This is a genomic window from Kribbella steppae, assembly GCF_004342025.1.
Taxonomy (GTDB): domain Bacteria; phylum Actinomycetota; class Actinomycetes; order Propionibacteriales; family Kribbellaceae; genus Kribbella; species Kribbella steppae.
Window position 1 is genome coordinate 145,879 of sequence record NZ_SLWN01000007.1, and the last position, 12,673, is coordinate 158,551.

The window sequence follows — 12,673 nt, forward strand, 5'->3', positions numbered from 1 at the left end:
GTTTACACCCCGCCACCGGCCCCGGCAAACCATGCGGGAACCGTCAGCGGCACGAACGTGTCCAGTGCGCCCACCGACCCCCACATGACGAAAGTGGGAATGAGCGTCACGGCGTACGGCAGCATCACGCCGGTGAGCAGCAGCCCGAAGATCAGGTTGCGGCCCCGCCAGCGCAGCCGGGAGAAGCTGAAGGCCGCGAGCGCGCAGGTGAGCACGGTGCCGGTGACGACCAGCACCTCGATGATCATCGTGTTCAGGAAGTAGCGCGCGAACGGCTGCGAACTCAGCGCATCGCTGAAGTTCGACCACGCGAACGGCTGCGGGATCCACTCCGGCGGCGAGATGAAGATCTGGTTGTCGTCCATCAGTGCGCTGCGGACCAGCCAGACGAACGGAAAGAACATCAGTGCGGCGCCGACGGTGAGCACCACCCATACCGAGGTACGACGGATCACCTGGCTGCTCCCATCTCGTAGTGGACCCACCGGCGGGCATTGCGGAACAGCAGGATGGTGATCACCAGGACGACGACGAACAGCACCCACGCGAGCGCGCTGGCGTACCCGATCTCGCTGTCGGTGAAGGCCTTCGTGTACAGGTAGTAGATGTAGAACTGGGTCGCGTTGTTCGGCCCGCCCTGCGTCATGATGTACGCCTGGTTGAACACCTGGAACGTGCCGATCACCCCGGTCACGAGGTTGTAGAAGATCACCGGTGTCATGAAGGGCAGCGTCACGTGCCGGAACCGCGCCCACGTCCCGCCGCCGTCGATCGCGACCGCCTCGTACAGATGCCGCGGCACCCCCTGCAACCCGGCCAGGAAGATCACCATCGTGTTGCCGAATCCCCAGACGCTCATCAGGATCAGCGACGGTACGGCGGACTGCTCGGCGTAGATCCAGTTCGAGGTCGGCAGCCCGGCCCCGCGCAACATGCTGTTGAGCAACCCGAAGTCGGGGTTGAAGATCCAGATCCACAACACCGAACTCGCGACCGCGGGCACCAGCGTCGGCAGGTAGTAGGTCGTTCGCCAGAACGACCGCCCGCGCACCCCCTGGTTGACCAGGATCGCCACCACGAAGCCGACCAGCAGTGTCAGCGGTACGACGCCGATGGTGTAGTAACTGGTCACGCTCAAGGACTTCCAGAACAGCGGGTCGCCCGCCAGCGGGTCGTAGTTGCCGAGGCCGATGAACCGGGCCGGCCCACCGATCCGCCAGTCGGTCAGGCTGAAGACCAGCGACGCGATCATCGGCCCGATAGTGAAGATCCCGAACCCCAGGATCGCTGGTGCCGCCAGCAACCATCCCCAGCGTTGTTCGGCTCTCATCAGTTGCCGTCGGTGGGGTACGTACCTTGCAGCAGACCGCCGTTCAGCTTGGCGGCCAGTGGCTTGAGCACCTCGGCGGCCGGGGTCTTGCCCTGCTGGATGACCTGGATCGCCGGTGTCAGCACCTTGTCGATCGCGTCGATGTTGCGTAGCTTCTGGTAGAAGTACGGCGCCGAGTTGTTGACCGTGTAGTCGATGGCCGCGGTCTTGTACTCCGGCGGATGCGCGTCGTTCTTCGTCCAGACGTCGATGTCCTCCTGGTCGGTGTAGTACCGCTTAGGCAACATGTTTCCGCGTTTCCTCCGAGCGGAGAGCGCGTGTCCGCGGTGGTCTACTCGGTGGTCGCTAAGGACTCGCAGATGTCCCAGGCGGACTGACGGAGAAGGGCGGCGGTGTCCGCATCGAGGCCCTTCACCGGTACGTCGATGCCGACCGGATCGTGCTCGAGTAGCGCGATGAGGAAGACACACGCAGCGAGATAGCTGCCCGCGAGCGCCGGGTGGCTGTTGTCCTTGTCGTGCAGCACCGGCTGGTCGTGCATGCTCAGGAAGCGTTCCCAGACCACGCCGACCGGGACGAGTGTCGCACCGAGCTCGGCAGCGCTACCGGCGTACGCGGAAGTCAGCGCTTGCTGGGATTCGGGCGCGTTCCGCCGGGCCCACGTCAGGTAGAGCGCGGTCCGCGCGCCGGCCTCCTTGATCGCGGCGTCGAAGTCGCGCACGCTCTCCCGCATCCGCGCCGGGCTCTTGACCGGCAACGTGCTCTGTTCCTGCAGTACGACGACGTCGAAGCCGCCGGTCGCGATCGCGTCGAGCGCCTTCCCGGCATTGAGGTGCTGCCGGAGTGACGCACCGCCGGCCTGGATCAGCTTGTGCTCGAGATCGATCCCGCGCGCTCCGGCCAGCGCGGTGAGCAGCCCGGGCAGGTTGTTCCGGGCCGTGAAGCTGTTCCCCACAAACAAGATCCGCACGACACGGACGCTACTAGACTCGAGCGGTGAGTGAGCTTCGGATTGTGCCGGTGGGCGATGACGTAACACTGCTGGACTGGCAGCGGGTGCACAACGAGATCATTCCGACGGCGCCGTTGTCTGTCGACGACATCCGGGAGCGCGCCGAGCGCAACGTGCTCGAGGTCGCGTACGCCGGTGATGTCCTGATCGGATGCTCGACCGTGCGCCCGCCGTCGGAGGAGACCGCGGCGGCGACCGTCATCGCCCGCGTGCTGCCGGAACACCGACGGCAGGGCTACGGTACGGCGATCTACGAGCGCAGTCTCGCCCGCGGCCGCGAACTCAGCAGCAAAGGTATCGAGACGCACATCCTGGCGACCAACGAGGACGGACTGCGGTTCGCCAAGTCCCACGGCTTCGTCGAGGTCGAGTCCTACCTGCTGCCGGGCGACACCATCCCTTTCATCGAGTTGCGCTTAGAGCCCCAACCCGACTGACCCGATTGCTGGTGTCGGCGGGAGGAGAGAGGATGCGAGGGTGCGCTTCTCGATCAATATCCCCAACTTCGGGGACTTCGCGGATGCTCGGACCGTTGCGCGGGTTGCCCAGGCGGCTGAGGAGGCGGGGTGGGACGGACTGTTCGTCTGGGACCACGTCGTCCACAGCAAGAGGCAGCGGCAGGGACAGGCCTTCGGGGATCCGTGGATGCTGCTGACGGCGGCTGCGCTGGCGACGTCGCGGATCATGCTCGGACCGCTGGTGACGCCAGTGGCTCGGCGGCGGCCGGAGCAGCTCGCCCGGCAGGTCGCGACGCTGGACGGGATGAGCGGCGGACGGGTCATCTTCGGTGCGGGCCTGGGCGGCCCGATCGACGACGAGTTCGGCAGCTTCGGCGACGAGACCGATCCGAAGGTGCTGGCCGAGCGACTCGACGAAGGGCTCGAACTGCTCGCGCAGTACTGGTCCGGCGAGACGGTGAACCATGACGGTCGCCATTACCGCGTCGACGACGTGACAATGCTGCCGGCAACAGTCCAACGCCCGCGTCCGCCGGTCTGGATCGCAGGCTACTGGCCGCGCAAGACCCCGATGCGACGCGCCGCGCGCTGGGACGGCGCCGTACCGCTGTTCCTCAGCGCCAACCACGGCGTCGCCCCGCCGGTCGACGAGCTCCGCGACCTGATGAGCTACCTGCGCGAGCTGCGCGGTGACGAAGCCGCTGACACGCCGTACGACGTCATCGTCGGCGGCATCACCGACCCTGCCGACTATCGCTCCGTCATCGAGCCGCTGGCCGAAGCCGGCGCCACCTGGTGGGACGAACGCCAACTCATCCGAGGCAACGACTTCTACCGCCTCGACCCCGTCCTCCGCCGGATCGAACAGGGCCCGCCCAGCATCTGAGCCCCCTGGGTGGGGGACTTCCGATGTGAGGACTTGAGATGCTGGGGGCATGACCGAAGAACAGCCGTCCTGCTGCGCGCCGGCGCGGCCTGTGGTGGGGATCGGTTCCAGCCCGCCGCCGGCTCCGGCCGCCGCGACCGGGAAGCACGATATCGAGCAGATCGTGCTGGACGGTGGCGTGTTCGCGATGGGTGACGGCTACGGAGACGGCAACCCCGGCGATGGCGAGGTGCCGATCCACCAGGTGCGGCTGCAGCCGTTCAGCATCGACGCGACGTCGGTGACGAACCGCGACTTCGCGCGCTTCGTCGACGACACGGGGTATCGGACCGAGGCTGAGATCTACGGCTTCTCCGCGGTGTTCCATCTGGCGCTGCAGGCAGATCCGGGCGACCTGATGGGTCCCGCGGCCGGGACGCCGTGGTGGGCCGGAGTGCACGGTGCGGACTGGCGGCATCCGGGTGGCGGGCGGTCCGATCTCGATGGGCTCGACGACCATCCCGTCGTCCATGTGAGCTGGAACGACACGGTCGCCTACTGCTCGTGGGCGGGCCGGCGCCTGCCGACGGAGGCCGAGTGGGAGTACGCGTCCCGAGGTGGGCTCGAAGGCGCGCGGTATCCGTGGGGTGACGAGTTGATCGGCGACGACGGCGAGTGGCGCTGCAACATCTGGCAAGGCGTGTTCCCGCAGCGCAACGACTTGGACGACGGCTTTCTCACCACCGCACCGGTGCGGACCTTCGAGCCGAACGGCTACGGACTGTGGCAGACGGTCGGCAACGTGTGGGAGTGGTGTGGCGACTGGTTCGGGCCGCGGTACTACAAGTTCTCCCCGGACGAAGACCCACGCGGCCCGTCCCTCGGCGCGGCCCGGGTGATGCGCGGCGGCTCGTACCTGTGCCACGACTCGTACTGCAACCGCTACCGCAACGCCGCCCGCTCGTCGAACACCCCGGAGTCCTCGATGGGCAACGCCGGCTTCCGGACTGTCGGTACCTAACGACAGGAGGTAGTCGGCCCGAACTGCCTTCGGCCGGCATGTTCCAGTGGGGAGGGAAACGTCGCGGTGGACTACCTCCTGTCGTTCGGTACCAGGGTCGTTGGGGTCCGGAGGCCGGGAGTGGTGACTGCTACGGCGGCGACGGCGGCGATGCAGAGGACGGCGCCCGAGGTCAGGGCGATGAATGGTGAGGTCACCTGGGCGACGAGGCCGCCGCGGAGGTTGCCGAGGTCGGGGCCGGCCTGACCGACGATCTGTTCGGCGGCGCTGACGCGGCCGAGGAGTTCGTTGGGAGTGTGAAGCTGGACGATCGTGCTGCGCGAGACGACCGAGACGGTGTCCGCGGCGCCGGCCAGCGCGAGGAAGGCCAGCGCGACCCAGGGCGTGGGCGAGAAGGCGAACAACGCAAGCGCGATCCCCCACCCCATGGAGCCGACCAGCATCACCACGCCCGGTCGCGGAAGCCGGGTGAACATGCCGGACAGGATGGACGCCGTCACGCCGCCGACCGCGATCGCGGTCAGGAACAGACCCAATGTCCGCGGATCGTTGCCGAACCGCTCGGCGTTGATCACCGGGAACAGGCTGATCGGCATCGACAACACCATCGCCGCGAGATCCGTGATCAGCGCACCCCGGATCACCGGCGTCGACACCACGAACGCCAGCCCGTCCCGGATCCCGCCCAGGCCCGGGCGTCCAACGGCCTCGACCCGCATCTTCGGCAGCCCGAGTACGCCGTACAAGGCGGCAAGGAAGCTCAGACAGTCGATCAGGTAGCAGACACCGACACCCCACGCGTTCACGATCAGTCCGCCAAGGGCCGGGCCGATCAACATAGCGCCCTGGAAGGCGATCCTATTGAGCGCGATCCCGCCGGCAAGCAGTTCGCGAGGCAGCAACTGCGGAAGCACGGTCCGCGCCACCGGCCCACCAGCGGCGCCGAACGCCGCCTGCGCCGCGACGAGTCCCAGCAGTACGCCGACCGGCACCGAGCCGATCACCAACTGGCTCGCCATCAGCGCCGAAACGACCACCTGCCCGCTGATCGTGAGCAGGTAGAACCGCCGCCGCTCGACCCGATCGACCGCCGCGCCCGCGAACAACCCGAGCACGATCAACGGCAACGCCTGCGACAACCCGACCGCACCGGTCCACGCCGCACTCGACGTCTGATCCCACACCTGGAACATCACCGCGACGAAGGCAAGCTGCCCACCGAACGTCGACAACACCTGACCCGCCCACAGCCGCCGGAACGGCCGCGAAGCCCGCAACGGCTCCAGATCGATCAGCGCATGCCGGCCTCTCATTGCTGCTGGTCGAGCTTCTCGGCGATGCGGTCGTGGAAGCTCTTACGGGCCAGGGCTTCCTCGACGTCGCGGACCACCTTGGTCATCGGGTACGGGATTTCAGCCTCGAGTTCGGTGATCGCGGCCTCGGTTGCTCGCCACTCGGCCGCCAGCAGCTCGACAATTCCCTTGGCCTTGGCGGTCAGGGCGACCTTCTTGCTGCGAGCATCCGCGCCCGGCACGGTCCGGACCAGCCCGGCGGTGCGCATCGCGGAGACCTTCTGACTCAGCGCCGAATGGGTGCGCCCGACCGACTCGGCCAACTCGGTGATCGTCATCGGGCCCTTGGCGTGCAGCCGGAGCAGCTCCATCACGAAGCTCGGCTTCAGCCCTTTGACCTGCCGCTCGGTGTAGATGCTCGCGATCTCCGCGTCCATCCGCGCCAGCAACTGATGCAGCCCCCGCCACTGACTCTGCTCACTCGGATCGTCCATGACCGCATCATAACAGCACTTATATAAGTCCTGTCACTTCCGGCCGATCCCAGATCACGCAGTGCTGACCGCCGACGCGGACGAAGCTCCCGCCCGGGAAGGCGGCGCCGTAGAGACGTTCGAAGCCGTCCCGGCTCAAGTACCGGTCGCTGGCCCGGTGGTCGAGCCATTCACCGGTCGACAAGCGGAAGATCTCCCAGGCGTCCCCGGCACCGCGTCGGACCAGATTCCGGGCCAGCTTCCGGACCTCACCGCCGTACAGCCACCATTTCGGATTGGCCGGCCGCGGCGACACCGTGTCAGCCAGGGCCGCGCGACCGCCGACCGCGACGAGGGTCCTGATATGCATCAGCACGAGGGCCGGCTCGGCGACGTGATGCAGCGTCGCCGAGCTCGTGACGAAGTCGTACTGCCCCGCGACGTCGAGGATGTCGGACTCGAGATAGCTGACGTTCGGCCGCGAGCGCTTACGGCGGGCCAGCCGGATCATCGGGCCGGACAGATCGATCGCGTCGACCTGGTCGAAGTAGTCGGCCAGGATCACCGCATGCCGGCCGGCGCCGCAGCCGAGGTCGATGGCGCGGCGCCGGCGTTCCGGCAGGACGGTCGGCAGCCAGTCGGCCACAGCGTCGTCAGTCAACTCCCCCAGCCGGTCGTACTGCTCGGCCAGATGATCGAACGACTGTTCCCGCCTCATGATCGTGAGATGCCGGACGACGGGGAAAGGTTGACCGGCGGATCCAGACGGCGGCCAGTACGGCGGCAGCGAGGCTGATCGCGACCAGGGTCGCGAAGCCGTAGCGGGTGTCGGTGCGACCGGTGACGACCGAAGCGATCAGCATGACCACGACGGTGGCCGCGAGCCCGTACCCGTTGGCGACGCCGAACGCACGGCCGACCCGGGACTCCTCGACCGACGTCATCAGCAACGACCGGGTCGCGATCCGCGCCTGCCCGAAGACGAACGCACCGACCAGGACGAGCCCCATCAACACGCTGACCCCGAACAGCGGCTGCACCACCAGCAAGGCATTGCAGGCGACGAACCCGAAGAGCGCCACTCGCAGATCGCCGAACCGTACGCCGGTCCGCCGATAGACCATCGCGGCCAGCAGGAACCCGGCACCACCCAGCGCATCGACGACCCCGACGACCGCCGGACCGCGACGCCATTCACCGACGACCAGCACCGGCAACAACGCGTTGAAGACCGTCACCACCACGAGCCCTTGACCGTAGAGCAACGCGAGAGCGCCAAGGGGCAACCTCCGGCGGCTCGGCGTGGTCGCCGGACGCAACTCCTCGACGGCAGCAGTGGTACGGCGAGCACCACGCCCGACCGCGAGCACGAGCAGGCCCGAGGCAACGAACGTGATCGCGTTGAACACGAACAGCGGCGTGGAACCGAAGTACTGCAAGGCGAATCCGCCGACCGATGCCGACAGCAACATGCCGCACTGTAAGGCGATCTCGTAGTGCGCGTTGAACCGACGTAGCTCGGGAGCCGGCACCCGCTCCCGCACCAAAGCGGCGCTCGCCGGCACGAACAATGCCGCGACGACCGCCAGCGCGAAGTTGCTGGCGTAGACGAGGGTCTGCTGCGGCACACCGACCGCCAGCCCGATCGGCAGGCAAAGCGCGGCGGCGGCGCTCACCACATCGCACCCCACCCACAGCCGGCGCCGATCGAACCGGTCCGCGATGCGGCCGAAGTACGGCGACAGCACCGCTTGCGGCACGGCCACCGCGATGAAAAGCCAGCCGACATCCAGCATCGAGCCACGCGCCTGCACGAGCAGCAGCGCGGCCCCGATCAACTGGATGTTGTTACCGAGGGACGTGATGAAGGCAGCCGGCAACAGCAGCCGATGAGATCTGAGCACCCAACCACCCTCCCAACAATCACTGCCAAGTCATGTCAGTCTTTTGACGGCGCATTTCGCTACCGTAGTTGCATAAATCGGTCCGGCCGGGTTACCTTCTTTTCGACACTGCCGTAGCGAAATGAGGGTGGCGATGGTGGGACGCGGGCGGCCTCGGGATGCCGGGGTGGAGGGGCGGGTGCTGGACGCCGCCATGGCCGAGATGCGACTGCGCGGGTACGACGGGATGTCGGTCGACCGGGTCGCGGATCGGGCCGCCGTCGCCAAGACCACGATCTACCGGCGCTGGCCGAGCAAGGCCGAGCTGGTGATCGCGATGATCGCCGGTCTGCGCGCTGCCGTGCCGTTCGAGCCGAGTGGCGATCCACGGCGCGACCTCACCGACCTCGTCACCACGATCGCTTCGACGCTGACCGCCGTACCGACGACTCTGATCGCCGATCTGGCCGCGGCGGCCGCTCGCGAACCGCGGGTCAGCGAGAGCGTCCGCGCGCTGTGGGGCGAGCGGCACGCCGCCGTCACCGCGGTCGTCGCGCAAGCACAGGAGGACGAGCTCGTCCCCGGGCACGCCTCCCCCGCCGTACTGGTCGACCAGCTCGTCGGGCCGCTGTACTACCGGCTCCTCATCACCGGGGAGCCGATCTCTTCCGCCTACGTGAGGGAGCTGGTGCTCAGCACCCTCGGACCCGATCTGGAGCAGTCATGAAGAAGCTACTGGTTGCCCTCGGCGCCATCGTCGTACTGGTTGCCGGCTACACCGTTTACACGATCGTCCGGCCGTACGTCCTGCACACCGAGGTCGAGGTGGACGCGAGTCCGGAACAGGTCTGGAAGGTGCTCACCGACCGGCAGGCATACCCGGAGTGGAACCCCTTCATCATCTCCTCGACCGGTGAGCTGACGGCCGGAGCCACGATCACCAACGTACTGCGCGACACCGAGGGCAAGGAGACCACGTTCTCCCCCGAACTCCTCGCGGTCGAGCCGAACAAGGAGCTGCGCTGGATCGGCAAGATCGCGTTCGGTGGGATCTTCGACGGGGAGCACGCGTTCCGGCTGGAGGAACTGCCGGGCGGCCGCACCCGGCTGATCCAGGAAGAGACGTTCCGCGGCGCGGCGATCCCGTTCACCAGGTCCATGCTGACGACGACGATCGAGCCGCAGTTCGTCGCCATGAACAACGCCCTGGCCGCCCGCGCCACCGGCCGCTGACGACAAGTCCGCTCGACAGCCGGAGGTCATTCACGGCAGGTTGGCAGTCATGACGGGACTGCTGCGCAAAGTCGACGCCGTGACGATCCGGGTACCGGACCTGGACACCGGACTGGAGTTCTACCGCGACCAACTCGGACATGAATTGCTCTGGCGGAACGACGACATCGGCCAGGCCGGCCTCCGCCTGCCGGACGCCGACACCGAGATCGTCCTGACCACTGCCCTCGACTACGCCCCGACCTGGCTGGTGAACTCGGCCGACGACGCCGCCGAGCAGCTCACGACTCGCGGCGGCCGCCTCATCAAGGCACCCTTCGACATCCCGGTCGGCCGCTGCGCCATCGCCGAAGACCCTTTCGGCAACCCGTTGGTCCTGCTGGATCTGTCGAAGGGCCTGTACGTCACCGACGCCCAGGGCTCGGTCACGGGAGTCGAGCCGAGTTGATGTGTCTCATGCATCAACTGTGTAAGAAAGATGCATTGGACGGATGAGGAACGCGCTGGTTGGGTTGAAGTATGGAGAAACGTGTATTGGGACGAGTGGGAATCGAGGTCAGCCCGGTCGGGTTCGGGTGCTGGGCCATCGGCGGGCCGTTCTCGAGGCCGGACGGCGATCCGCTGGGGTGGGGTGAGGTCGACGACGACGAGTCGGTGCGGGCGATCCGCCGGGCCGTCGAACTCGGCGTGACGTTCTTCGACACGGCCGATGTGTACGGCGCGGGGCACAGCGAAAGGGTGCTGGGCAAGGCCCTCGAGGGAATGCGGGACCAGGTGGTCATCGCGACCAAGTGGGGTAACACCTTCGACGAGTCGACTGCGACCATGCACGACCAGGACGATTCCGCGGCGTATGTGCACAAGGCGGTACGGGCGTCACTCGAGCGGCTCGGGACCGACTACATCGACCTGTATCAGTTGCACTTCGACACGTCCAACGAGGTGGCGCAGCCGTTGCGTGAGGCGTGCGAGGAGCTCGTGCGGGAAGGTCTGATCCGCAGCTACGCCTGGAGCACGGACACCGTGACCAGCGCGGAGTTCTTTGCCGAGGGCGAGCACTGCTCGGCAGTGCAGCACGAGGCCAGCGTCCTGCACGACGCGCCGGAGTTCTTCGCACTGTGCGAGCGCGCCGACCTCGCCAGCATCAACAGAACGCCTTTGGGTATGGGCCTTCTCGGTCGCCGCGATGCGAGCCGGCCGGCCACCGGTGCGGACATCCGCACCCTGCCGCCGTCCTGGCTCCGGTACTTCGGCAAGGGCGGCGTACCCACACCGGAGTGGTGGGACAAGGTCTCCGCGATCCGCGACGTACTCGAGAGTGACGGCCGGACGTTGGCGCAGGGTGCGCTCGCGTGGCTGTGGGCTCGCAGTCCGCGAACGGTCCCGATCCCGGGCTTCCGCACTGTCGCCCAGGCCGAGGAGAACGCGCGGGCGATGGAGTTCGGGCCGCTGCGCGACGACCAGATGGCGGAGATCGCCACGCTGCTCGGGCGGTGACGAATCCCCTGCGGCGGAATGGGTACCCGAACGATGACTGACCATCGAGAGGGTGAGACACGATGCGACTGATCGTCGACCGCAGGACCCGGCGCCGCGGTATCGCGGTGCAGGATCACGGGCATCCGTTCCTCAAGACCGCCGGGGTGACCGTTGCCGGCGTCTGCGCCGGAATGGTGACCGAGTACTTGATGGACCCGGAGCGAGGCCGCGAACGACGAGCCAAACTGCGGGACAGGTCGACCCATGCGGCACAGGGCATGAACGGCATGTCCCGTGACATGTCGAACCGCGGTCGCGGCATGGCAACGGCCGCCCGGGACCGGATCTCCGGCCGGTCGGGCGACCCCACCATGACCAGCTGACAGCACCCCCCAAGGACCAGCCCGGCGCTCTCGCCCACTGGCGGCGGCGCCGGGCTGCGCCACGTTCGGATCCACAATTCGCTGCCGTCGACCTCTTGCCGACTGATTAGGTTTATCGATATACCTCTGAGGAACACCCACCCCCGGGAGTCCTGATGAGGTCTGTTGTGCGGTCAGCCGGCCGGTCTGGTCGTGCCGCGCTGGACCAGTTGGGCGGGCACGATCAGTTCCTTCGGATCACCGGTCGGCCCGCCATTGATCTGCGCGATGAGCAGCGACGTGATCGTGTCGGCCATCTCCTCGTGGCCGGGGTTGACCGAGGACAGCGACGGGACCAGGTACGACGCCTCGTCGATATCGTCGAAGCCGACCACCTGGACGTCGTCCGGTATCCGCAGCCCGGCATCGGCCAGCGCGCGCAGGGCGCCGATGGCAACCACATCGGTCAGCGCGAACACGGCGTCGAAGCCGATCCCGCGATCGAGCAGCGACCGGATCGCGTCGGACCCGTCCTGCAGCCGGAAGCTGCACCGGACGACCAGCTCCGGATCCACCGGTACGCCGGCCTCACGGTGCGCGACCGCGTAGCCCTCGGCCCGCAGGGACGGCATGCTCGCGGTGATGTCGGGGTTGCCGCCGAGTATCGCGACCCGCCGGGCGCCGGTGGCGAGCAGGTGCGCGGTCGCCTGCCGGGCACCGTCGACGTTGTCCATCATCACGTGGTCGAACCGCGACGGCAGGGCCCGCTCACCGATCATCACCACCGGTGCGTCGGTGCGGATCTGGGTCAGCTCGGCCGGGTCGATGTCGACCACGCTGAGGATCAGTCCGTCGTACATCCGCAGCCGGGAGAAGGCGACCGCGTCCAGCTCGCCCTCGCGGCTGGCGCCGGTGCGCTCCATCACGATCCGCAGTCCGTGCGTCTCGAACCGGTCGGCGAGCCGGCCGGCCAACTGGGCGAAGTACGGGCGTTCGAGTTCCGGAACCGCGAGTCCGATCACTCCGGTCCGGCCCGCGCGCAGGTGCCGGGCGGCCAGGTTGACCTGGTACCCGAGGTCGCTGATCGCCGCCAGCACCCGTTCCCGGGTCGCCGCGCCAACCCGCGGCCGGCCGTTGATCACGTTCGACACGGTCATCGTGGACACCCCCGCGGACCGCGCCACATCGGCCATCGTCACCACGGTGGACGCTCGCTTGTCGCCTTCCCCGCCCCACCGCCCCGATCGCTTCATGGTCCATACCTT

General features: G+C 67.6%; 17 protein-coding genes. 8 read left to right on the forward strand and 9 right to left on the reverse strand.

Annotation, left to right across the window (positions count from 1 at the left end; genetic code table 11):
* Positions 1–2 precede the first annotated feature (2 nt).
* From EV652_RS45355 to EV652_RS21130, 4 genes are read right to left on the reverse strand one after another with little or no spacing between them, the layout of a single operon-like run.
* Positions 3–455: a carbohydrate ABC transporter permease gene (locus EV652_RS45355; RefSeq protein WP_242001896.1), complete on the reverse strand. Its 453-nt coding sequence runs from the start codon at positions 453–455 to the stop codon at positions 3–5.
* Positions 452–1,330, reverse strand: coding sequence for a carbohydrate ABC transporter permease (locus EV652_RS21120; RefSeq protein ID WP_132210913.1), 879 nt, complete (start codon positions 1,328–1,330; stop codon positions 452–454). Before EV652_RS21120 ends, EV652_RS45355 begins: the two co-directional genes overlap by 4 nt.
* The gene (locus EV652_RS21125) at positions 1,330–1,617 is read right to left on the reverse strand and encodes a hypothetical protein (RefSeq protein ID WP_199238315.1); all 288 of its coding nucleotides are present in this window, start codon (positions 1,615–1,617) and stop codon (positions 1,330–1,332) included. The genes EV652_RS21120 and EV652_RS21125 overlap by 1 nt, the downstream gene beginning before the upstream one ends.
* 44 nt (positions 1,618–1,661) lie before the next feature.
* Complete coding sequence (locus tag EV652_RS21130) at positions 1,662–2,300, reverse strand: SGNH/GDSL hydrolase family protein (RefSeq protein ID WP_132210914.1); 639 nt, start codon at positions 2,298–2,300, stop codon at positions 1,662–1,664.
* A gap of 26 nt (positions 2,301–2,326) precedes the next feature.
* Here EV652_RS21130 and EV652_RS21135 point away from each other — a divergent pair, with 26 nt between their 5' ends.
* Genes EV652_RS21135 through EV652_RS21145 form a run of 3 tightly spaced genes read left to right on the forward strand, consistent with a single transcriptional unit; the run spans position 2,327 to position 4,686 of the window.
* Positions 2,327–2,779, forward strand: coding sequence for a GNAT family N-acetyltransferase (locus EV652_RS21135; protein ID WP_132210915.1), 453 nt, complete (start codon positions 2,327–2,329; stop codon positions 2,777–2,779).
* Between the two features lie 40 nt (positions 2,780–2,819).
* Positions 2,820–3,686, forward strand: a complete 867-nt coding sequence (locus EV652_RS21140) for an LLM class flavin-dependent oxidoreductase (RefSeq protein WP_132210916.1) — start codon at positions 2,820–2,822, stop codon at positions 3,684–3,686.
* 49 nt (positions 3,687–3,735) lie between these two features.
* On the forward strand, positions 3,736–4,686 hold the full coding sequence (locus EV652_RS21145) for a formylglycine-generating enzyme family protein (RefSeq protein ID WP_199238316.1): 951 nt from the start codon (positions 3,736–3,738) through the stop codon (positions 4,684–4,686).
* A 71-nt stretch (positions 4,687–4,757) separates the two neighbouring features.
* On the opposite strand, the gene EV652_RS21150 is transcribed toward EV652_RS21145, so the two are convergent.
* Genes EV652_RS21150 through EV652_RS21165 form a run of 4 tightly spaced genes read right to left on the reverse strand, consistent with a single transcriptional unit; the run spans position 4,758 to position 8,355 of the window.
* Positions 4,758–5,999 carry an MFS transporter gene (locus EV652_RS21150; protein ID WP_132210917.1) on the reverse strand — a complete coding sequence of 414 codons (1,242 nt, stop codon included), beginning with the start codon at positions 5,997–5,999 and terminating at the stop codon, positions 4,758–4,760.
* The gene (locus EV652_RS21155; RefSeq protein WP_199238317.1) at positions 5,996–6,472 is read right to left on the reverse strand and encodes a MarR family winged helix-turn-helix transcriptional regulator; all 477 of its coding nucleotides are present in this window, start codon (positions 6,470–6,472) and stop codon (positions 5,996–5,998) included. Before EV652_RS21155 ends, EV652_RS21150 begins: the two co-directional genes overlap by 4 nt.
* Positions 6,473–6,491: 19 nt before the next feature.
* Positions 6,492–7,169, reverse strand: a complete 678-nt coding sequence (locus tag EV652_RS21160) for a class I SAM-dependent methyltransferase (RefSeq protein ID WP_132210918.1) — start codon at positions 7,167–7,169, stop codon at positions 6,492–6,494.
* Complete coding sequence (locus EV652_RS21165; RefSeq protein WP_132210919.1) at positions 7,105–8,355, reverse strand: MFS transporter; 1,251 nt, start codon at positions 8,353–8,355, stop codon at positions 7,105–7,107. Before EV652_RS21165 ends, EV652_RS21160 begins: the two co-directional genes overlap by 65 nt.
* A 133-nt stretch (positions 8,356–8,488) precedes the next feature.
* Here EV652_RS21165 and EV652_RS21170 point away from each other — a divergent pair, with 133 nt between their 5' ends.
* From EV652_RS21170 to EV652_RS21190, 5 genes are all read left to right on the forward strand, one after another.
* Positions 8,489–9,061, forward strand: a complete 573-nt coding sequence (locus EV652_RS21170; RefSeq protein WP_132210920.1) for a TetR/AcrR family transcriptional regulator — start codon at positions 8,489–8,491, stop codon at positions 9,059–9,061.
* Positions 9,058–9,567 carry an SRPBCC domain-containing protein gene (locus tag EV652_RS21175; protein WP_132210921.1) on the forward strand — a complete coding sequence of 170 codons (510 nt, stop codon included), beginning with the start codon at positions 9,058–9,060 and terminating at the stop codon, positions 9,565–9,567. The genes EV652_RS21170 and EV652_RS21175 overlap by 4 nt, the downstream gene beginning before the upstream one ends.
* 49 nt (positions 9,568–9,616) lie before the next feature.
* Positions 9,617–10,015 carry a VOC family protein gene (locus EV652_RS21180; protein ID WP_132210922.1) on the forward strand — a complete coding sequence of 133 codons (399 nt, stop codon included), beginning with the start codon at positions 9,617–9,619 and terminating at the stop codon, positions 10,013–10,015.
* Positions 10,016–10,086: 71 nt separating this feature from the next.
* Positions 10,087–11,064 (forward strand): aldo/keto reductase, encoded by a 978-nt coding sequence (locus EV652_RS21185; protein WP_132210923.1) that lies wholly within the window; start codon positions 10,087–10,089, stop codon positions 11,062–11,064.
* Positions 11,065–11,126: 62 nt separating this feature from the next.
* Complete coding sequence (locus EV652_RS21190; protein ID WP_132210924.1) at positions 11,127–11,429, forward strand: YtxH domain-containing protein; 303 nt, start codon at positions 11,127–11,129, stop codon at positions 11,427–11,429.
* A gap of 173 nt (positions 11,430–11,602) precedes the next feature.
* Here the strand turns inward: EV652_RS21190 and EV652_RS21195 are convergent, their stop codons facing one another.
* Positions 11,603–12,661 carry a LacI family DNA-binding transcriptional regulator gene (locus EV652_RS21195; protein ID WP_199238318.1) on the reverse strand — a complete coding sequence of 353 codons (1,059 nt, stop codon included), beginning with the start codon at positions 12,659–12,661 and terminating at the stop codon, positions 11,603–11,605.
* Positions 12,662–12,673 lie beyond the last annotated feature (12 nt).